The 20525-nt window shown below is 65.8% G+C and carries 23 protein-coding genes; 5 read left to right on the plus strand and 18 right to left on the minus strand.

Translation table 11 applies throughout. The features are described 5' to 3' along the window. From L858_RS0104125 to L858_RS0104135, 3 genes are all read right to left on the minus strand, one after another. The coding region (locus L858_RS0104125) for an aconitase family protein (protein WP_022681881.1) at window positions 1–981 on the minus strand (981 nt) is incomplete at its 3' end. A 105-nt stretch (window positions 982–1086) separates the two neighbouring features. Then, a complete protein-coding gene (locus tag L858_RS0104130) occupies window positions 1087–1773 on the minus strand; it encodes a glutathione S-transferase family protein (RefSeq protein WP_022681882.1) in 687 nt (228 codons plus the stop codon). A 230-nt stretch (window positions 1774–2003) separates the two neighbouring features. Further along, window positions 2004–3596 (minus strand): isocitrate lyase, encoded by a 1593-nt coding sequence (locus L858_RS0104135; RefSeq protein ID WP_028055799.1) that lies wholly within the window; start codon window positions 3594–3596, stop codon window positions 2004–2006. 140 nt (window positions 3597–3736) lie between these two features. On the opposite strand from L858_RS0104135, the gene L858_RS0104140 reads away from it, so the two are divergent. Next, on the plus strand, window positions 3737–5131 hold the full coding sequence (locus L858_RS0104140; protein ID WP_022681884.1) for a helix-turn-helix domain-containing protein: 1395 nt from the start codon (window positions 3737–3739) through the stop codon (window positions 5129–5131). A 45-nt stretch (window positions 5132–5176) separates the two neighbouring features. On the opposite strand, the gene L858_RS19655 is transcribed toward L858_RS0104140, so the two are convergent. The 3 genes from L858_RS19655 to L858_RS0104155 form a co-directional block, all read right to left on the minus strand. Next, entirely contained in the window at window positions 5177–5782 is a 606-nt protein-coding gene (locus tag L858_RS19655; RefSeq protein ID WP_051132602.1) for a hypothetical protein, read from the minus strand. A 121-nt stretch (window positions 5783–5903) separates the two neighbouring features. Continuing rightward, a complete protein-coding gene (locus L858_RS0104150; RefSeq protein WP_022681886.1) occupies window positions 5904–6107 on the minus strand; it encodes a hypothetical protein in 204 nt (67 codons plus the stop codon). Between the two features lie 44 nt (window positions 6108–6151). Further along, window positions 6152–7090 carry a NosD domain-containing protein gene (locus L858_RS0104155; protein ID WP_022681887.1) on the minus strand — a complete coding sequence of 313 codons (939 nt, stop codon included), beginning with the start codon at window positions 7088–7090 and terminating at the stop codon, window positions 6152–6154. A gap of 161 nt (window positions 7091–7251) precedes the next feature. Between L858_RS0104155 and L858_RS0104160 the strand changes: the two genes are divergently transcribed. Together L858_RS0104160 and L858_RS0104165 are read left to right on the plus strand one after the other, a co-directional pair. Further along, window positions 7252–8745, plus strand: coding sequence for an ABC transporter substrate-binding protein (locus L858_RS0104160; protein ID WP_028055800.1), 1494 nt, complete (start codon window positions 7252–7254; stop codon window positions 8743–8745). A gap of 18 nt (window positions 8746–8763) precedes the next feature. Then, window positions 8764–9186: a DUF4112 domain-containing protein gene (locus L858_RS0104165; RefSeq protein ID WP_022681889.1), complete on the plus strand. Its 423-nt coding sequence runs from the start codon at window positions 8764–8766 to the stop codon at window positions 9184–9186. Here L858_RS0104165 and L858_RS0104170 read toward each other — a convergent pair. From L858_RS0104170 to L858_RS0104195, 6 genes are read right to left on the minus strand one after another with little or no spacing between them, the layout of a single operon-like run. After that, window positions 9183–9884 (minus strand): ribonuclease T2 family protein, encoded by a 702-nt coding sequence (locus tag L858_RS0104170; protein WP_028055801.1) that lies wholly within the window; start codon window positions 9882–9884, stop codon window positions 9183–9185. The genes L858_RS0104165 and L858_RS0104170 overlap by 4 nt on opposite strands. Then, window positions 9877–10725 (minus strand): carboxylating nicotinate-nucleotide diphosphorylase, encoded by an 849-nt coding sequence (nadC, locus tag L858_RS0104175; protein ID WP_022681891.1) that lies wholly within the window; start codon window positions 10723–10725, stop codon window positions 9877–9879. Before nadC ends, L858_RS0104170 begins: the two co-directional genes overlap by 8 nt. Then, window positions 10722–10898 carry a hypothetical protein gene (locus L858_RS0104180; protein WP_238564921.1) on the minus strand — a complete coding sequence of 59 codons (177 nt, stop codon included), beginning with the start codon at window positions 10896–10898 and terminating at the stop codon, window positions 10722–10724. The genes nadC and L858_RS0104180 overlap by 4 nt, the downstream gene beginning before the upstream one ends. A gap of 8 nt (window positions 10899–10906) precedes the next feature. Further along, a complete protein-coding gene (gene nadA, locus L858_RS0104185) occupies window positions 10907–11893 on the minus strand; it encodes a quinolinate synthase NadA (protein ID WP_022681893.1) in 987 nt (328 codons plus the stop codon). Window positions 11894–11932: 39 nt separating this feature from the next. Further along, a complete protein-coding gene (locus L858_RS0104190) occupies window positions 11933–12652 on the minus strand; it encodes a DUF4230 domain-containing protein (RefSeq protein WP_022681894.1) in 720 nt (239 codons plus the stop codon). Then, window positions 12637–13515, minus strand: coding sequence for an MBL fold metallo-hydrolase (locus L858_RS0104195; RefSeq protein ID WP_022681895.1), 879 nt, complete (start codon window positions 13513–13515; stop codon window positions 12637–12639). The genes L858_RS0104190 and L858_RS0104195 overlap by 16 nt, the downstream gene beginning before the upstream one ends. 64 nt (window positions 13516–13579) lie before the next feature. Between L858_RS0104195 and L858_RS0104200 the strand changes: the two genes are divergently transcribed. Then, a complete protein-coding gene (locus tag L858_RS0104200; protein WP_022681896.1) occupies window positions 13580–14476 on the plus strand; it encodes a tyrosine recombinase XerC in 897 nt (298 codons plus the stop codon). On the opposite strand, the gene L858_RS0104205 is transcribed toward L858_RS0104200, so the two are convergent. The 4 genes from L858_RS0104205 to rsmI form a co-directional block, all read right to left on the minus strand. Beyond that, entirely contained in the window at window positions 14477–15076 is a 600-nt protein-coding gene (locus L858_RS0104205; protein WP_022681897.1) for a DedA family protein, read from the minus strand. It lies immediately after the preceding gene. A 91-nt stretch (window positions 15077–15167) separates the two neighbouring features. Continuing rightward, window positions 15168–16142, minus strand: coding sequence for a glutathione synthase (gene gshB / locus L858_RS0104210; protein ID WP_022681898.1), 975 nt, complete (start codon window positions 16140–16142; stop codon window positions 15168–15170). A 126-nt stretch (window positions 16143–16268) separates the two neighbouring features. Further along, window positions 16269–16637, minus strand: coding sequence for a YraN family protein (locus L858_RS0104215; RefSeq protein WP_022681899.1), 369 nt, complete (start codon window positions 16635–16637; stop codon window positions 16269–16271). Continuing rightward, window positions 16634–17476, minus strand: coding sequence for a 16S rRNA (cytidine(1402)-2'-O)-methyltransferase (rsmI, locus tag L858_RS0104220; protein ID WP_022681900.1), 843 nt, complete (start codon window positions 17474–17476; stop codon window positions 16634–16636). Before rsmI ends, L858_RS0104215 begins: the two co-directional genes overlap by 4 nt. Before the next feature lie 11 nt (window positions 17477–17487). On the opposite strand from rsmI, the gene L858_RS0104225 reads away from it, so the two are divergent. Continuing rightward, on the plus strand, window positions 17488–18690 hold the full coding sequence (locus tag L858_RS0104225) for a penicillin-binding protein activator (protein ID WP_022681901.1): 1203 nt from the start codon (window positions 17488–17490) through the stop codon (window positions 18688–18690). A 43-nt stretch (window positions 18691–18733) separates the two neighbouring features. Here the strand turns inward: L858_RS0104225 and L858_RS0104230 are convergent, their stop codons facing one another. Further along, window positions 18734–19510, minus strand: a complete 777-nt coding sequence (locus L858_RS0104230; RefSeq protein WP_022681902.1) for an ABC transporter ATP-binding protein — start codon at window positions 19508–19510, stop codon at window positions 18734–18736. Beyond that, window positions 19504–20499: a FecCD family ABC transporter permease gene (locus L858_RS0104235; RefSeq protein WP_022681903.1), complete on the minus strand. Its 996-nt coding sequence runs from the start codon at window positions 20497–20499 to the stop codon at window positions 19504–19506. The genes L858_RS0104230 and L858_RS0104235 overlap by 7 nt, the downstream gene beginning before the upstream one ends. Window positions 20500–20525: the final 26 nt, after the last annotated feature.

Below are 20525 nucleotides of genomic sequence, written 5' to 3' on the forward strand. Positions count from 1 at the left end.
CGCAGCGGCGCGCTTGGACGCGTCGGCGAAGCTCTGCGGGTCGGGCACAACACCGGTCACCGGCACGACGTCCTCCGGGCTGGTGCCCCAGGTGACGTTCGGCACGATCTCGGCGGCGTCAATTACGACGGTCTTGTCGAAGACGGCGCCCTCGTCGGTGTGCAGCGTCTTCCAATAGGCGACGGCGGCGTCCCAATCGGCTCCCTTGGGCGCCATCGGGCGGTCCCTGAGATAGGCGAAGGTCTTCTCATCCGGCGCGAACAAGCCGGAGCGCGCGCCCGCTTCGATCGACATGTTGGCTACGGTGAGGCGACCCTCGACCGACATGTCGCGGAAAACCGAACCGCGATATTCCATGACATAGCCGGTGCCGCCCGCGGTGCCGATACGGCCGCAGATCGCCAGCGCCACATCCTTGGGCATGACACCAAAGCCCAGCTCGCCCTCGACCACGACTTCCATCGTCTTCGATTGCTTCAGGAGCAGCGTCTGGGTGGCGAGCACATGCTCGACCTCCGACGTGCCGATGCCGAAGGCCAACGCGCCGAGCGCGCCGTGCGAACTGGTGTGGCTGTCACCGCAGACCAAAGTCGTGCCGGGCAGCGTGAACCCCTGTTCCGGCCCCACGACATGGACGATGCCCTGTTCCGGGTCGGCGTCACCGATCAGGCGCACACCGAACTCGGGCGCGTTCTTCTCCAGCGCGGCAAGCTGCTGCGCGCTTTCGGGATCAGCGATCGGGATACGATGCCCCTTTGCGTCACGGCGCGGCGTGGTCGGCAGATTGTGATCCGGCACGGCAAGGGTCAGGTCGGGGCGGCGCACCTTGCGTCCGGCAAGGCGAAGCCCCTCGAACGCCTGCGGCGACGTCACCTCATGCACGAGGTGGCGATCGATATAGATCAGGCAGGTTCCATCGGGACGGCGTTCAACGACATGCGCGTCCCAAATCTTCTCATACAGCGTGCGCGATTTACCCATAGCTCATCCCCCTAGACCCAGACAGGACAGGCGAAAAGAGGGAAAGCGGTCAATTTTTCCTGCTCCCGTCGATAGCGGCCTCGCGGAGGACGCGACGTCAACGGTTCAGGCGGCGCGATGATCCTCCACGACGCGGCCGGCTGCGCCCACCTCCGCCTCGTGACTGTCCTCCCGCCATGTTTCGGCGAGCGCCGCCGCCTCCCATTCGCGCATGGCCGGCTGCTCCAGCATGAAATCGACCCAGGCGCGCGCCGCCGGTCCGACATCCAGATCATAGGTGCGCACGCGAAAGACCACCGGCGCATAGAAGGCATCGACCGCTGAAAAATGCTCTCCGGCGAGGAACGGGCCGCCGAACCGGGAAAGTCCCTCCTCCCACAACTCTTTCAGCCGCGCGATATTGCGGTTGAGCGCGGCCGACGGCAGATGGGTTTCGACCCTGACGCCGACATTCATCGGGCAGTCGGCGCGCAGGACCGCAAAGCCGCTATGCATTTCCGCGACCGCCGACTGCGCCCAGGCCCGTGCGGCCTCCCCTTCCGGCCAGACGCCGGGGTGCCGGTCGGCAAGGTAGAGGAGGATGCCGAGCGAATCCCAAATGGTGCGATCACCGTCGATCAGCACCGGCACCTGGCCGGATGGAGAGAAGGCGCGGAAGGCCGCGTGATTTTCAGCCGAGGCGAAAGGCTCGATCCGATCGACGAAGGGAATGGATAGCGCCTTCATCAGCACCCATGGACGCAGCGACCAGCTCGAATAATTCCGGTTCGCGGTGATGAGCGTATAGGACATGCGCTTTTCCCTTCAGGCGGCAAGGCAGGATAGTCGTCCCTGATGCGGCATGAAAGCCGCAAACCGGCCGACCCCAAAAAACGGCCCGAAGTGCGAATCTCCGGGCCGTCCAGTCCTTCCACCCTGATCGCGAGGCTAGCACCCTCGCGACCCGGATCGTTCAGCAGCGATCAGGCTGCAAACTGGTTCCCCTGCAGCCTTTAGGCTGCAAACTAGTTCCCCCGCAGCCTTTAGGCTGCAAACTGGTTCATCGTGTTGTGCGCGCCGCCGGCCTTGAGCGCGGCTTCGCCGGCGAAATATTCCTTATGATCATCGCCGATGTCGGACCCCGCCATATTCTGGTGCTTGACGCAGGCGATACCCTGGCGGATTTCCTTGCGCTGGACGCCCTCGACATAGCCGAGCATGCCCGCTTCACCGAAATATTCCCTGGCGAGATTGTCGGTGCTGAGCGCAGCCGTGTGATAGGTCGGCAGGGTGATGAGGTGATGGAAGATGCCGGCCCGCGCCGCCGCATCCCGCTGGAAGGTGCGGATCTTCTCATCAGCCTCACGGCCCAGATCGGTGGCATCATAATCGGCACTCATCAGCTTGGCGCGGTCGTAGGCGCTGACGTCCTTGCCCTCGGCGGTCCAGGCATCGAACACCTGCTGGCGGAAGTTGAGCGTCCAGTTGAACGACGGGGAGTTGTTGTAGACCAGCTTCGCGTTGGGGACGACTTCGCGGATGCGGTCGACCATGCCGGCGATCTGCTCGACGTGGGGCTTTTCGGTTTCGATCCACAGCAGATCCGCGCCGTTCTGGAGCGAGGTGATGCAGTCGAGCACGACGCGATCCTCGCCCGTGCCGCTGCGGAACTGAAAGAGGTTGGACGGCAGGCGCTTGGGACGGAACAACTTGCCTTCACGAGCCAGCACGACATCGCCGCGCAGCGTGGTGATGTCGGTGACCTCCTCGACGTCTAGGAAGCTGTTATACTGGTCGCCCAGATCGCCATCTTCCTTGCTGTAGGCGATCTGCTTGGTCAGGCCGGCGCCAAGCGAGTCGGTACGGGCGACGATGATGCCATCGTCGATACCGAGTTCGAGGAAGGCGTAGCGCACCGCGCGAATCTTCGCGAGGAAATCCTCGTGCGGGACGGTAACCTTGCCGTCCTGATGGCCGCACTGCTTTTCGTCGGACACCTGATTCTCGATCTGGATGCAGCAGGCGCCCGCCTCGATGAACTTCTTGGCGAGCAGATAGGTCGCCTCGGCATTGCCGAAGCCCGCGTCGATGTCCGCGATGATCGGAACGATGTGGGTTTCGTAATTGTCGATGTCGTGGCTGATCTTTTGCGCCTTGACCTCGTCGCCGGCTTCGCGGGCGGCGTCGAGATCCCGGAACATCATGCCCAGCTCACGAGCGTCAGCCTGACGCAGGAAGGTGTAGAGTTCCTCGATCAGCGCCGGAACGCTGGTCTTTTCGTGCATCGACTGATCGGGCAGCGGGCCGAACTCGCTGCGGAGCGCGGCAACCATCCAGCCCGAGAGATAGAGGTAGCGGCCCTTGGTGGTGCCAAAATGCTTCTTGATGGAGATCATCTTCTGCTGGCCGATGAAGCCGTGCCAGCAGCCCAGCGACTGGGTGTAGTTCGCCGGATCGGCGTCATAGGCGGCCATGTCGCGGCGCATGATGCGGGCAGTGTAGCGCGCGATATCGAGGCCGGTGTGGAAGCGGTTCTGCAGACGCATGCGCGCAACCGATTCGGGCGCGATCCCGTCCCAATGACCCTGACCGCTGATGACGGTGTCGGCCCTCGTGATTTCCTGGCTGTAGGTCATGAACAATTCCTCGGTCGCTTGGCAATATATGACCTTCATCTAGGCGGGCATCTTGTGCCGTGGCAGAGCGTGCGAGGTTCAGTTGTCGATCTTTACAAACTTCTGCTGTAAAGCTGTAAGGATCGTACAGGAGCGACAGAATGGCGAGGGATCGTCCAGTATATATGGGACCGCGGCTGCGACGGCTGCGGCGCGAACTGGGCCTGACCCAGTCCGACATGGCAACCGATCTGGAGATTTCGGCCAGCTATGTCGCGCTGCTGGAGCGCAATCAGCGGCCGCTCACTGCGGACATGCTGCTGCGGCTGGCCCGCACCTACAAGATGGACATGGGGGAACTTGCCGGCGATGGCGGCGCGGAGCAGGCCGCACGACTGCAGGCGGTGCTGAAGGACCCGATGTTCGCCGACATCGATCTGCCGACGCTCGCCACCGGCGATGTCGCGGTCAACTATCCGGGGATCACCGAAGCCTTGCTGCGCCTGCACACGGCCTATCGGGAGGAACAGTTGGCCCTCGCCGATCGCGGCCTCGGTCAGGATGATGCCGAGGCGTCCGACCCCGTCGCCGAATCGCGCCGTTTTCTGGGCGCCCGACGGAACAGCTTTCCGCTGCTGGACGATGCGGGCGAGAAACTCGCCTCTGAAGCGGAGGCGGCGGGTGGGCTTGGGGCCTGGCTCAAGGCGAAGCACAATCTGCGGGTCCGACGCCTTCCCGCCGATGTCATGGCAGGATCGGTCCGGCGGCTGGATAGACATCGCGACGCGGTCCTGCTCGACGATCGGCTCGACGGAGCGAGCACCGCCTTTCAGCTCGCTCTGCAGACCGCCTATCTCGAGATGCGGCGCCAGTTCGACGCCGTGCTGAAGGACGGCCACTTCATCAGCGAAAGCGGGCGCCGCCTGACACGGCGGGCACTCGCCAGCTACGGCGCCGCCGCTATCCTGATGCCCTATACCGCCTTTGCCAAGGCGGTTGAGACGCGCCGCTATGATGTGGAGGCGCTCGCCCGGCAGTTCGGCACCAGCTTTGAACAAACGGCGCACCGGATGACCACGCTGCAGAAGCCGGGGCATGAGCGCGTACCCTTCTTCTTCCTGCGCGTCGATCAGGCAGGCAATGTCAGCAAACGGCTGGACAGTGCCGGCTTCCCCTTTGCCCGCCACGGCGGCTCCTGTCCGCTGTGGAGCGTCCATCGCGCCTTCGAACGGCCGCGCGAAGTCCTCACCCAATGGCTGGAACTGCCGGACGGGCAGCGCTTCTTTTCCATCGCAAGGACCGTAACGGCGGGCGGCGGCAGCTGGGGGACGGCGCGCATCGAGCGGGCGATCGCCCTGTGCTGCTCGGCCGAACATGCGCACAAGCTGACCTACACGGCGGGCGCGCAGCCCGGCGAGCCGACCCCCATCGGCGTCACCTGCCGCCTCTGCCACCGGAGCCAGTGCATGGCCCGATCCGCTCCACCGATCGGGCGCGACATGCTGCCGGAAGATTTCCGGCGCGCAAACGCGCCCTTCGGTTTCGCGGATGGATAAGGCGAAGGGGGCCGGCGAACTACGCCGACCCCTTTCTTCCGTTACTTAGCGGGGGTCATGCCTGCGATCAGCTTCTCGCAATCGTCCGACGGGCGGGGCGTTGCGGTGATCTACCGGCTCGTGCACCAGATCGTCGAACAGCGCACGATAGTGGATCATCGCCCGGCGCAGATCTTCGGTATTGGCTTCGCCACGCGCATGACGGACGGCGATGTCATGGGCGCTGCGATAATTTTGCACGACCTCGGGATGATCGACCGACAGGTCGGCCGAACGCTGCTCGAAATCGCCGATGGGATAGCCGCGCACCTCCATGACTTCGGTGAGGAGCGCGTCGGCGCGGGTCACCGCACCCTGCGGGTCATCGACGAACTGGGCCTGCACGCGCACCCAGGCCTCGGTAAAGGCATCGGCCTGCTGGGGCGACAGGGGACGGATGGTGAAGGCGGCAACGCGCTTCTCACGCTCCTGCAATTCGGCTTCTGCCTTGCGCGTGCTGCCGGTCGCTTCGAGCGTGCGGCTATATTCCGGACCGAACTTGGCGCGGAGATTGGCGCGGCGCCGGTTGCTGATCACCAGCACAGCGACCGCGGCCACCAGAATAAGGGCCAGAAGTGCCAGACCGACTTCCAGCGGGGTCAATGTGACCATGACATTTCTCTCCTCACGGCCCTTGCGAAGCCGCAACTGACGCCCGCCGCCAATGCAGGATTCAACCGGCATTCGCGGCCTTTGTTCCAGCTGTTGCAGCTCGATGAAGGCGCGGGAGGAGCTAACCCTCTATGAGATCGAGATAAGCCACCACATCATTGTCGGTCGCGAGGAACAACCCGTCCTGCACATCCTGCGGCTGCTGCTCGGCAATGAGCATCGCCTCGCTCAGCGGCCCGTAGAAGAGCGTCGTGGCAGCGCCGCCCTCCTGAGCATCGCTCAGATGGTAGAGACGGACAGTAGCGGAACCATAAGTCGTGCGCATGCCCGCCCTATCGCGCGCATGACGCCCCGAGGCAAGGCAGCCGCTCAGCGGCGGTCGGACGTCTTGATCCCGGGGGCCAGGCGATTGGCACCGATCTGGACGGCATCGTCCGTGAAATTGGCGACGAAGCTGCTGTTGCGTTGCAGGCCTGGCACGAAGCGCGCGCTGTTGTTGACGATCGACAGCCCGCTGCTGTCATGCTCCCGCCCTTCCGGTGCGACGGTGATAAAGGCGCTGTAATTGTCCTTGTTGCGGCCCTGCACCATCTCGTTCCCGCTGATCAGCCCGCCGGCGCCGTTCGACAGGTCGATCATATAGTTGGTGAGCCGCCCCGCGCTGTCGTCGAAGCTGTTGTCCGTGATGGTGACGCGCGACGTGCGAGTCTTCAGATAATGGCCGCCATCGCCCTGATCGAATCGGGAGCGGGTGACGGTCAGGCTGCCGTAATTTCCAACATAGATGCCATGCGCACAGGCGAGGTCGCGGTCGCAGCGGCCAAGATGGCGGAAGGTCGATTTGTCGATCCGCACGCTTTCTCGCGGCGAGTCGCCAGTCAAAATGCCTTCCTCGCTATTGCGGAACAGGCTGTTGGTGACGGTCAGATTGCCGCGTTCCAGCCGGATGCCCGCGCCATTGCCGTCTGGAACCCGCAGGTTCTGGAACACGATGCCATCGATCACGCTTGACCGCCCGCGCAGGACAAGCGCGGCCTTCCCCTCACAAGCCACGCCGTTCAGGATCACCGAACCGGCGGTCTGGGCACGGATCGTCACATCGCCGCCGTCCTGTACCGCGCATTGGCCATAAGTGCCCGCGGCGATCAGCACCGTGCCCCTGCCGTTGCCGATAGCCCGCACCGCTTCGCCAAGCGACGCAAAGCCGCGCCCGCTTTCCGCCACGACAAAGGGGGTCGCCGTACCCTGCGCCAGAGCGGTGGCGCCTATCGCGGCGGAAACGAGCAGGAGAGTAGACAATAGACGCATAACCAAAGCTATAGGCGCGGCGGCACAGCCCGCCAATGCGCTGTCATGGTTAACAAAATCCTGTTCCGCTATGGGACAGCCGCGCGCGAAACCGTCCGCTCCGCATTAAAATATCATCATGGTTGGCGCACGCGCGCTGGCAGGTTAAGCCTTATCCGTCCATGTCTTCCATCCTCCCCCGCCGACGCGCAGCACGCCGCATGATGATCGGCGGCATGGCGCTGTGCCTGGCGATGCTGGCAGGCTGTACCGATGAAGGCAGCGGCCCTGTGACGGTCAGCGTGATCGGCTCTCCCAACGACTTTACGCGGCCGCTTGAGCGGCTCCCCGGCCCCGGCGCCAAGCTGTTCCTGGAGGCGACGGCGCAGGGTCTTGTCGCCTTCGACGCCGGCGGAGAGATATTGCCCGCGCTCGCGCAGCGCTGGATCGTGGAGGATGACGGCCGAAGCTATATTTTCCGCCTGCGGAGGGCCAATTGGCCCGACGGCAGCCGGGTCACGGCCAAGGATGTCGAGCGCATCCTGATGTCCCGGATCGAGAGCCTGCGTCGGCTGGATCCGGACGGACCGCTGGACGCCGTGCGCGACGTTGTCGCAATGACTGGCGAAGTTATCGAGATCCGGCTTGCCGCACCCCGGCCCTATCTGCTTCAGATGCTGGCGCAGCCGCAGATGGCGATCCTCTCGCGGGAGGGTGGCACGGGTCCCTACCGGACCGAACTGCGCAACCGGACATGGGTGCTGACCCCCGTCGATCGGCCCACCAATGAGGAAGGCGAGGAATTGCCGCTGCCGGCCTGGCAAACGCGCGTCCTGCGGACGGAACGGGCCGCGCTGGCCGTCATGCGCTTCCAGCAGGGAAAGGCCGCGCTGGTGCTGGGCGGACGCTTTTCGGACCTGCCGCTGCTTGTGCCAGCGGGTGTCGATCGCGACGCGGTAAGGATCGACCCGGTGCGGGGGCTGCTGGGGCTGGCGATCACGGGCAAGGGCAAGCTGCTGGACGACGACGGCGTCCGCCGGGCGATCAACATGACGATCGACCGCAGCCAGCTGCCTGCCATGTTCCCGCTCGGCGGCTGGGCGACAACCGAGCAGATTTTGCCGATGCAGCTCGATCTGCCCGTGCCCCCGGCTCAGCCTGACTGGTCCAACCTGGCGATAGAGGATCGGCGCGCGCAGGCGCAGGCGGTGATGACCCGCTGGCGCAGCGATCATGGCGACCCCCCGGCCTTGCGCATCGCACTGCCCGATGGGGCGGGCGCCACCATGTTGTTCGGGCTGATCCGCCACGATCTGGGACTCATCGGCCTCCCGGCCGAGCGCGTATCGCTGGACAAGGAGGCGGACCTGCGGCTGGTCGATGAGGTCGCCGCCTATGACAGCGCGCTCTGGTATCTCGGCCGCATCGGTTGCGCGCGCAAGGTGCATTGCTCGGCCGAGGCGGATGCGCAGTTGCAGGCGGCGAGCCTTGCCAGCAGCGGGGAGGAGCGGATGGCCCGCGTCGCCCAGGCCGAAGCGCTGATGCAGGCGCATAACGGCTTCATAGCGCTCGGTGCGCCGGTGCGCTGGTCGCTCGTGGCGGATCGGCTGAACGGCTTTCTTCCCTCCCCCCGCGCGCGCCACCCATTGAACCATCTTTTCCGCAGCACCAACTAGGGAGCCGGAGGACAGGCGATGGCGTTTTCTCAGGATCAGTTTGAGCGCATGGTGCGCGATGTGCCGGGCTTCGGGCGCGATCCCGCTTCCGTACGCAAGCGGATCGAGACGATGGAGGCCTTGCTGGAAGGTTTGTTCGTCATTCCAGGCACGAGAAGGCGGGTGGGGCTGGACAGCCTGATCGGCCTTGTTCCCGTAGTCGGCGACATCGCCACGGCAGCAATGGGCGCATGGATCGTGTGGGAAGCGCGCAACCTCGGCATGTCGAAATGGCAGCTTACCCGCATGGCGGCCAATGTCGGCATCGACACGGTGGTCGGCGCCATTCCCTTTGCCGGCGATGTGTTCGACTTTCTCTACAAATCCAACAGCAAGAATCTGCGGATCATCCGCAAGCATCTCGACAGGCACCATCCTGCGACGGCGACGATCGACGGTTAGCGCGTGATCCGCAGCGCGCTGCCATTCGCAGCGCCTCGTTGATGAGCCGGGCAACGGGCGAACTCCATCGCCCGGTTCATGCAGAGCGCCACTTCGCTCAGCCGATTGTCGCGCGTCGTCATCACCCGCAGCATGTCGGGCCGCATGCCCTGATTGGCGGCGGCGAAGGCCTTGGCGAACTGCCCCACGGTCAACGCCTTGCGCCGGGCCAGCGCCGCCATGTCCGGATAGCGGATCGAGCCGTACAAGGTGCGCGCCAGATTGAAATAGAGCTCCGGCTTGGTCGTCATGCAGCTGCCGTGCTTGGCCCATTCATGCTGGATCAGCTGGGCCGAGGGGGTGGCGCACAGATTCTGCCGGATCACCGCCGGCGGGACGAGATCGGTGGAGCGGCAATATTGCGGCCACCTCTTGCCACTGCCATCCGGCCACAGGCCGTGCAGGGTGAAGCCGAACCTGCCGCCGCGGCCGCCGCACTGGAAACTGTCCGCAGCGGCGCGAGCGCCCGCGCAATATTGCGGCGACCAGGAGAGAGCGAGGGTGTAGCCGCCGGTGGGCAGGAAACGGCGCGGTTCGCGCTCCGTCGGCAGATCAGGTCGGGGCCGCGGAATGGAGGTCGGCAATCGGCATTGAACCGCTTGCGCCGCTGCCGTGCCCGGGAAGGCGGGCAACAGCAAGAGCAGGAGAAATCTAGGCAAAGGCGAAGTCCAGCCCGATGTCGGCGGCCGGCGCTGACTGGGTGAGGCGGCCGACGCTGATGTAGGTGACGCCAGTATCCGCCTTGGCGCGGATAGTTTCCAGCGTCACGCCGCCGGAAGCCTCCGTGGGCACCCGCCCGCCGACCAGCGTCACCGCGCCGCGCAGCGTGGGCGCGTCCATATTGTCGAGCAGCAGATGCGTGGCCCCGGCGGCGAGGGCCGGTTCGATCTGATCGACGCGGTCAACCTCGACGATGATGCTGGCGATACCGGCCGCGGCGGCGCGGCGCACCGCCTCCTCCACCGATCCGGCGACCGCGATGTGATTGTCCTTGATCATCGCCGCGTCCCACAGGCCCATGCGGTGATTGGTCGCGCCGCCCATGCGCGTCGCATATTTCTCCAGCACGCGCAGCCCCGGAATCGTCTTGCGGGTGTCCAGCAGGGTAGTGCCCGAACCGAGTATCGCGTCCACATAGGCGCGGGTCATGGTGGCGATGCCGGTCAGATGCTGCACCGTGTTGAGCGCCGAGCGCTCGGCCGTCAGCATCGCGCGCGCCTTGCCACGGATGCGCATGATGTCGGAGCCCGCGGAAACGCGGTCGCCATCCTGCCGCAGCAGTTCGATCTCCACATCCGGGTCGAGCGCGCGGAAGAAAGCCGCCGCGATCGGCAGGCCCGCCAGGGTTGCGGCGTCCCGGCTGTCCATCACGCCATCGAAGACCGCATCGGCGGGGATAACGGCCTCGCTGGTGACATCGCGGCCATGGGGACCGAGGTCTTCGGCGAGGGTTGCCGCGACAAAGGCGTCGAGGTCGAAGCCGGGGAGGGAGAAGGTCATGGGTTGGCAAGTCTCCGGGCGATGCTGTCCATCTTCACCGCCTGCTCGCTGCCGGCTGGGAATGTCCAATAGTCATGTTTGCGGCGCGGCCAGGGCCATTCCAATCGCAGCACGCCACGCAGGCGCTTGTCCGAAATACCGTGGCTGCGCGCAACCTCCACGGCTGTCACCATCTGCTCCATCAGCGCGAGCCCAGATCACCCTGCCCAACCGTGCCGCTTGCCATTTCCAGCATGCGGTCGAGGCTCTTCTTGGCGGCGAGGCGCAGGCCCTCCTCCATCTCGATGCGCGGCTGAAGATCGCGCAGCGCGAGGTAGAGCTTCTCCATCGTGTTGAGCGCCATATAGGGGCAGATGTTGCAGTTGCAGTTCCCATCAGCACCCGGCGCGCCGATGAAGGTCTTTTCCGGCACCGCCTTCTGCATCTGGTGGATGATGTGCGGTTCGGTCGCGACGATCAGCGTGTCGCCTGGCATCTTCTTCGAAAAGTCGAGGATGCCGCTGGTCGAGCCGATATAGTCGGCATGATCGACGATGTGGGGCGGGCATTCCGGGTGCGCGGCGATCGGCGCGCCGGGATGCTGCGCCTTGAGCTTCAGCAGTTCGGTTTCGCTGAACGCCTCGTGCACGATGCAGACGCCCGGCCATAGCAGCATTTCGCGGCCCAGCTTGCGGGAGAGATAGCCGCCCAGATGCTTATCGGGGCCGAAGATGATCTTCTGATCCCTGGGGATCTGCGACAGGATTTTTTCCGCCGAAGAACTGGTGACGATGATGTCGCTGAGCGCCTTCACTTCGGCCGAGCAGTTGATGTAGCTCAAGGCGATATGATCGGGATGCGCTTCCCGGAACGCCTTGAACTGCGTGGGGGGGCAACTGTCTTCAAGGCTGCAACCGGCATCCATGTCCGGCAGCACGACGATCTTCTCGGGGCTCAGGATCTTTGCCGTCTCCGCCATGAAGCGCACCCCGCAAAAGGCGATCACGTCGGCATCCGTCTCGGCTGCCTTGCGCGACAATTCCAGGCTGTCGCCGACAAAATCGGACAGGTCCTGGATTTCGGGCTTCTGGTAATAATGGCCGAGGATGACGGCATTGCGCTCCTTGCGCAGGCGGTCGATTTCCGCGCGCAGGTCGATACCCTGCGGGATTCCGGTGATAGCGTTCATGTCCCTACCCTACTCCTCAAGGGCTGATTGCAGCGCGCCCTAGCCTGAGCGGCGCCTGTTTGCCAGTACCTCATTGATCGGCGTGGTCACGTCCCACTGCTCCGGGTTGCGGCCGGCGCGCTCGGGCGGGAAGGTGACGATCACCCGCGCGTCATTATAGCCGATCGCGCCCAGCGGCGCACCGATCAGCTTGGACAGCGCCGCCCGGCCGAACTGGCGCGCCTGCGCCATGCGTTCGGGGGCACGCGCTTCCTTCTCGGCACGGCTCTGGGCATGAGCGGAGGTGCGGCGGCTAAGTTCCTCGCCAGCCTGGCGCGTGACGAACAGACCATTGGTCCGGACAAGCGTGCGGCGGCTCTCATCCACATTGGCGCGGCCTGCCGTCACATCGGGGGCGTTGACGATGAGCGTGCGGGTCTTCTCATTCCACTCGAGATCGCTCGCGCCGATGCCGCCGACATCGATATAATAGTCGACCGAGAACGGCATCTTCACCAGCTGATCGGACTTCAGCAAGCCGAAGCCGCGCACATCCTGCGCCGTGCTCTGGATCGTGCCGGAGAGGTCGGCGACCTTCAGGCGGGATGATCCGGCGAGCCGTTCGGCGATGACCCGGGTGACAGCCGAACCGTCATCCTCCACCGTCACCGCATAGTCGCGCTGATAGCGTTGCCAGCCGATCAGCATCGCCGCTCCCACCAGCAGGATCAGAAGCGCGGCGACGACCGCGCCGGCATGCCGCTTCAGCGTAACTGCCATCGCCCATCCCCCGCCGCAGCGGCGAGGCCGCGGCCGTCGAGGTCGATCAGGTGGGCGAGCACGGATCGTCCCGCCGCACTATGCAGGCGCGGATCGACGCCACGATACATATCCGCCACCATTTCGGGGATGCTGCTCTCGCCATTGCGTTCGAGGAAACGCAGGATTTGCCCCTCCCGCTGCTTGCGATGGCCCATCATGCCGCGCACGAGCCGGCGCGGATGCTCGACCGGATCGCCATGGGCGGGATAATAGATGGCGTCCTCTCGATCCAGCAGCCGCTGCATCGAGTTCATGTAGGCGGCCATGTCGCCATCGGGCGGCGAGACCACGCTGGTGGACCAGCCCATCACATGATCGCCGGTAAAAAGAGCCGCTTCCTCGCCCAGCGCGAAGCAGAGATGGTTGGAGGTGTGGCCGGGCGTCGCCACCGCTTCGATCGTCCAGCCGTCGCCGCCGATCTGCTCCCCATCGGCCAGCACGCGGTCAGGCCGGTAGCTCGCATCGAACGCCGCGTCGGCGCGCGGGCCGTCATCGTCCAGCGTCAGCGGCGCGCAGCCGATGATCGGCGCGCCCGTCCGTTCGCTCAGCGGCCGTGCGGCAGGGCTATGATCGCGATGGGTGTGGGTGCAGACGATCGCCTTGACCGGCCGGCTGCCGATCGCCGCCAGCAATGCAGCCAGATGCTCCGGACCATCGGGACCCGGATCGATGACCGCGACGTCGTCCCTGCCCACCAGATAGGTCTGCGTTCCCGTATAGGTGAAGGCGGAGGGGTTGGGTGCCAGCACACGTCCCACCAGCGGGGAAAGCTGCATCAGCGCCCCGGTCGGGAGGTCGGCCGGATCGAAGGGAGTAGCCATATCTCATCCATGTGCCCATTTACGAGCGGTTTTCAAGGGCCATTCCCTGGCCTACAGTGCCGCCATGACGGAGGCTGGCAATCTTGTAGAACGTTGGCGGCGGCATCTTGCGCTCGACCGGCGGCGCTCCACGCATACGGTCCGCGCCTATGTCGCGACGGCCGAGCGGCTGGTCGCCTTTCTGGAGGAGCATCGCGGCGGGCCGGTCACAACGGCGATGCTATCGGGGCTGGAGCAGGCGGACCTCCGCGCCTTTCTGACCGTGCGGCGCATGGATGGGCTCGGCAATGTGTCGGCCGCGCGAGAGCTTTCGGCGGTGCGCGGCTTCCTGAAGTTCGTGGGCGGGGAGGATGCGCGTGTGCCGTTGCTGAAGGGTCCGCGTGTCAAGCGTGGCCTGCCCCGGCCCGTATCTCCGGACGAAGCGGTCGCGCTGGCGCAGGACATAGCCGAGACGGCACGCGAGCAATGGATCGGCGCGCGCGATTGGGCCGTGCTGTTGCTGCTTTACGGCGCGGGGCTGCGCATCGGCGAGGCGATGGGGCTGACCGGGGCCGTGCTGCCTTTCGCCGAGACGCTGCGGGTGACAGGCAAGCGCGGCAAGACGCGCATCGTCCCCTTGCTCCCCAAGGTGCGGGAGGCGCTCGAACAATATGTCGCGATGTGCCCCTTCGCGATGGAGCGCGACGAGCCGCTGTTCCGGGGCGCTCGCGGCGGTCCGCTCTCCCCTGCCCTCATCCGCCGCGCCGTGCAGGGAGCGCGCGGGCGGCTCGGCCTGCCGGAGCGGACGACGCCGCATGCGCTGCGGCACAGCTTCGCTACGCATTTGCTCGGGCGCGGGGCCGACCTGCGCTCGCTTCAGGAACTGCTCGGCCATGCGAGCCTGTCCTCGACGCAAATCTATACCCAGGTGGACGCGGCGCATCTGCTCGACATCTACCGCAATGCCCACCCCCGGGCGTGATCAGCCCCTCGGCTTCCAGGTGACCAGCCTCCAGAGATAGATCAGCACCGCGCCCACCACGCAGGCGGTCGCGACCGGTCCCACATATTTGTCGATGTCCCGGAAATTCTGCCCCAGCATATAGCCCGCATAGGCAAGGACGATGTTCCAAATGAGCGCGCCGGCCGCCGTCCAGAGCAGGAAGCGGGCATGGCCCATGCGGAACAGCCCGGCCGGCAGCGAGATCATCGTGCGGAAGGCGGGCAGGAAGCGGAACACGAAGACGACAATCTGCCCATATTTGCCGAAAATATGGTCGAGCGCCTCGACATCCTTCCATTCCAGCGTCGCCCAACGACCATAGCGATCGACCAGAGGTTTCAAGCGGCCAAAGCCCAGCTTGTGTCCGATCAGATACCAGAAATAATTGCCGACCGTGGTGCCGACGGTGCCTGCGAACAGCAGCCAGCTCATGTCCATCCGCCCCTGCCCGACGCGAATGCCGCCAATACCCATGATGAGTTCCGATGGGATCGGCGGAAACACATTCTCCAGCACCATCAGCAGGAAAATGCCCCAATAGCCGCCGGCGTCGATCAGGCGGAGGACCCAGTCGGTCACATTCCGTCATCCCGGCACAAGCTGAAATCTCCCTTCGGTGGCTGAGCGTCGGGCCTGCGATCCCGGCTTACGCCGGGATGACGGAACAAATTCAAGCTGCCGCCCTTTCCGCCAGACGTGCGTCGATGGCGTCCCAGATCATGCCGCCGGTGTCGGTGCCGTTAAAGGCGTCGATGGAGACGATGCCGGTGGGCGAGGTCACGTTGATTTCCGTCAGCCACTCCCCGCCGATCACGTCGATGCCGACGAACAGCAGGCCGCGGCGCTTGAGTTCCGGACCCATGGCGGCACAAATCTCCCGCTCCCGATCGGTGAGTTCGGTTTTCGCGGCCGAACCGCCGACGGCGAGATTGGAACGGATCTCGCCCGCGCCGGGAATCCGATTGATCGCGCCCGCAATCTCGCCATCGATCAGAACGATGCGCTTGTCGCCCTGCGCCACACCGGGGATGAAGGCCTGTACCATGAAGGGTTCGACCCACGACGCCTTGAACAGTTCCACCAGCGCCGACAGGTTCGCGCCGGACTGGCCGACATGGAAGACGGCGTTGCCCGCATTGCCGTAAAGGGGCTTCACCACGACTTCGCCATGTTCCTTCAGGAAGCTGCGCACCTCGTCCAGGTCACGAGTGATCATCGTCGGCGGCATGAAGCAGGCATAGTCGAGCACGAACAGCTTTTCGGGCGCATTGCGCACCGAAGCGGGATCATTCACCACCAGCGTTTCGGCCTGCACCCGCTCCAGCAGATGGGTAGCCGTGATGTAGCTGAGGTCGAAAGGCGGGTCCTGGCGCATGAGCACGACGTCCACTTCGCGCCCCAAGTCCAGGACCTCGGCCGGACCGAAGGCGAAATGGTCGCCATCTTGCCTCTGCACCTTCACCGGCCGCGCCTTCGCCAGTACGCGCCCGTCGCGATAGGTGAGATCGGGCGCGAGATAATGATAAAGCCGGTGCCCCCTCGCCTGCCCTGCCAGCATGATGTGGAAGGTCGAATCGCCAGCGATATTGATCCCCTCCATCGGGTCCATCTGCACGGCGACGGTGAGCGGGTTCAGTTGGGTCATTACCTATCCTTGTTCGGTTCGCCCTGAGCGAAGTCGCAGGACTCCTCTGAGCGTTAGCGAGGTGTTTGCCTTCGCTGGCGCTCAGGCGAGGGCTTCGACTTCGCTCAGCCCGAACGGATGGAGAGGCTACCCCCCATGCCAGACATTCGCCAGATGGCGCGGCGGACGGCCCGGCGCAAGGAGCATCACGTCGATTCGCATGTCGTCGCCCGGCTGAGCGAGGTCGTAGAACAGCATTTCCGCCGCCGCCGCGACCCGCGACAGCCGCCGCTCGTCTATCGCAAGGTCCAGATCGGCCCAGCTCGCCCGTGCCTTCACCTCGACAAAGGCGAGCAGGCTGCCGCGTCGCACGACCAGGTCGACCTCGCCCGCAGGCGTGCGCATCCGCCGCCCGACGATCTGCCAGCCCTTCAGCCGCAGCCACCAGCCCGCGATCCGTTCCGCCTGACGGCCGCGCTTCTCCGCCAGCTTTCTCGCAGGCGCGGGACGCTTCACCCCTTCAGCTCCATCGCGCGGGCGTAGAGGGCGCGACGATCGACGCCGAGCTTCTTCGCCACCTCCCCCGCCGCCTTGGAGACGGGGAGCCGCTCCATCGCTTCCCGCAGCGCAGCGTCGGCATCCTCCGCGCTCGGGGGCGGCGCTTCGCCGGGAGGGCCGACGATGACGACGATCTCCCCCTTGGGCGGCGCGTCGGCATAGCGGGCGGAAAGTTCGGCGAGCGTGCCGGTCGCCGTTTCCTCGAACGCCTTGCTGATCTCACGGCTGACGGCGGCCTCCCGGTCGCCCAGATGCTCTGCCATCGCGGCCAGGCTTTCCGACAGGCGCGGGCCGCTTTCGTAGAAGACCAACGTGGCGCGCAAGGCGGCGACCTCGCCCAGCGCATCGCCGCGCGCCTTTTGCTTGGCCGGCAGGAAGCCCATGAACAGGAAGCGATCGGTGGGCAGGCCCGACAGCGTCAGCGCGGCTATGGCGGCGCTGGGACCCGGCAGCGTCGTGATCTTCCGCCCCGCAGCCCGCGCGTCGCGCACCAGCTTGTAGCCCGGGTCGGAGATCAGCGGCGTGCCCGCGTCCGACAGCAGCGCCACCGATTCGCTCGCCATCCGCTCGACCAGGCGGGCGCGCACCCCCTCCGCACTATGGTCGTGATAGGGGATCATCGGCCGCTCCGACCCGGCATGACGCAGCAAACGTGCGCTGACCCGTGTATCTTCCACGGCGACCACATCGGCCAGCCGCAGGACTTGCGCCGCGCGGGGGGTAAGGTCACCAAGGTTGCCGATCGGCCCCGCAACGATGTAAAGCCCTGCTTCCAGCCCATAAGATTGAGTTTCCATAAGGACGCCAGATGACAGAGACGGATGCCCCCCGGCAAGCGGACTTGTTCGCTTCGATGAAACGTGGCGGGCGGATTTTGTTCGCGGTGACAACGCTGCTGGTTGCCGCCTGTCAGTCGGTCGTGCCCAGGGGCCCCGGTCCGGCGCCGGTGCCCGGTTCGGCGCAGCCGGGGCCGGACGTGACGCAGGGCCTGCCCACCGACGCGACGCGCCACCGGGTCGCGCTACTGGTGCCGATGAGCGGCCCCAATGCGGGAGTAGGCCAGTCGATCGCCAACGCGACGACTCTCGCCCTGCTGGACACGAAAGCCGACCGGGTTCGCATCACCACCTATGACACGGGCGTGGGTGCCGCTGCCGCCGTGAGCAAGGCTTTGGCGGAGGGCAATCGCCTGATCCTTGGCCCCCTGCTGGCGGAGGATGCCCGGATCGTTGGTCCGATCGCCGCGCGCGCCAATGTGCCGGTGATCAGTTTCTCCAATGACGTCAGCGTCGCGGGCAACGGCGTTTACATCATGGGCTACAACCCCAACCAGTCCATCGAGCGCGTGGTCGACTACGCCAAGGGCCGCGGCCTGTCGAAATTCGCCGCGCTGGTGCCGCGCGGCGTCTATGGCGAACGGTCGGGCACAGCATTACTCCGCGCCGTGGAGCAGGCGGGCGGGACCGTCGTGTCCATGCAGACCTTCGACCGGACATCCGCCTCCATGACGGCGGCGATCAAGAAACTGCACGCCTCGTCCAGCTATGACGCGCTGCTGATCGCCGATAGCGGCCGGGTCGCGCTACAGGTCGCGCCCATCGTGCGCAAGAATGGCGGTGCTTCGGCACGGCTGCTCGGCACGGAATTGTGGAACACCGATAACAGCCTTGCCTCCAGCCCGGTGCTGCGCGGTGCCTGGTTCGCCAGCGTGTCGGACGGCCTCTACCGGCAGCTCGCGGGCAAATACCGCGCCCGCTACGGCAGCGCGCCGTTCCGGCTGTCAGCCATGGGCTATGATGCGGTGCTGCTGACCGTGCGGATAGCGCGCGACTGGAAGCCGGGCACGCCCTTCCCCGCGGCTCGGCTGCGGGATGCCGGAGGCTTCGCGGGCATCGACGGCGCCTTCCGCTTCAGCCGCAACGGCATCGCGGAGCGGGCGCTGGAAGTGAATGAGGTCGGCAGCGGATCCGTAACCGTGGTGGACCCAGCTCCAAAGGCGTTCGCGGAATAGGCGGATCAGGGAAGCCTGCTCCTGCCTTCGCAGGGACGCATGACTACTTGACCCTTCCCGTCGGTAGGATCAGCGGCCGCGCGCCATCAGGCTCGATCCGGGCGCTGATCCCATAGACGCTCGCCAACGCCTGCTGCGTGAGCACGTCGAGGGGCGCGCCGTCTGCCACCATCCTGCCCCGATCCATCAGCACGAGCCGGTCGCAGTAACGCGCGGCCATGTTGAGATCGTGAAGCACCGTCACAACCAGCGATCCCGCTACCGCCTCCGCCTTCAACAGGTTCATGACATCGATCTGGTGCCCCGGGTCGAGCGCGGCGAGCGGCTCATCGGCGATCAGCGCGGGTGCGCCCACCGCCAGCGCGCGCGCAAGCAGGACTCGCGCCCGCTCGCCGCCTGACAATTCGGTCGCCACCCGCCCCTTCAGGTGCAGCACGTCCGCCCGTGCAAGCGCTGCATCGACCATCGCTTCGTCTTCGGCAGACAGGCGGGACAAGGGGCCGAGATGCGGCATCCGCCCCAACGCGACCAGCCGCTCCACCGCCAGCGGCCAATGCAGCGTCTGCCCCTGCGGCAGGTAAGCGACACGCCGGGCAATATCCCGGCGGCTGAGGCTTCCGATGGGATGATCATCGATCAGGACCGCACCTTCGACTCGCTTCTCCAGCCCCAGCATCGCCCGGATCAGCGTCGACTTGCCCGCGCCATTGGGGCCGATGATGCCGACCAGTTGACCGGGCTCCAGCCGAAGGTCGATGTCCGATACCGCGGAATAGCGGCCCAGCCGCACGGAAAGCGCCTGCGCGCGGATCGTCACCATAGCCGCCGCTCCCGCATCAGGTGGATGAGGAAGACTGGCACGCCGAGCAATGCGGTCAGCACGCCCAGCTTGAGTTCGCTGCTGGTTGGAATCAGCCGCACGCCGATGTCCGCCAGAGTGAGCAGTGCCGCTCCCCCCAGAGCCGAAGGCAGCAATAACGCGGAGGGCGAGCGGTCGGTCAGCGGCCGGACCAGATGCGGCACGATCAGGCCGACAAAGCCGATCGCACCCGACACCGCCACCGCGCCGCCCACACCGACCGCCAGCCCCAGCATCATGCGCATCCGGGCCGCGCGCAAATCGATCCCCAGCGCCTGCGCGCCATCTTCTCCCAGCGTCAACGCGTCTAGCGTCCGCCCATCCGCCACCAGCAGCGCCGATCCGATCATCACGCAGGGCAGCGCCGTCCAGACATGCGCATAGCTGCGATTTTCCAGGCTCCCCATCAGCCAGCTCATGATCTCCATCGCCGCAAAGGGATTGGGCGAGAGGTTCAGCGACAGGCTGATGCCGGCCCCCGCCAGCGTCGCGATGGCAATGCCGGCGAGGATCAGCGTCAGCGGGCTTTCCGCCGGCCCGGCCAGCAGGAACAGCGCGCCCAGCGCGGCGAGGCTTGTCGCTATGGCGAGCGACGGCAGCACCAGCGGATGCACCTGCGCCAGCCCGAAATAGAGCGCGGCGACCGCGCCCAACGCCGCCGCGTTGGAGGTGCCCAGCACCGAGGACTCGGCAAGGGGGTTGCGTAGATAACCTTGCAGCGCCGCACCCGAGAGGCCCAGCATCGCGCCCACAATCACCCCGAGCAGCATCCTTGGCATGCGCAAATCGACGAGGATCGAGCGCGCCACCTCATCGCCGCCCTCCATCAGAACGGCGATGATTCGGGCCGGCGACAAGGCGACGGCGCCCAAAGCTACCGAACCCAGCGCGGCAAGCACCACCAGCACAGCCAGCACAGGCATCAGCAAGGGATGGCGCCGGCCGCTCATGCTTTCCGTTCCCCCCCGCGCTTGCT

Source organism: Sphingobium bisphenolivorans, from assembly GCF_000412635.1.
Lineage (GTDB): Bacteria > Pseudomonadota > Alphaproteobacteria > Sphingomonadales > Sphingomonadaceae > Sphingobium > Sphingobium bisphenolivorans.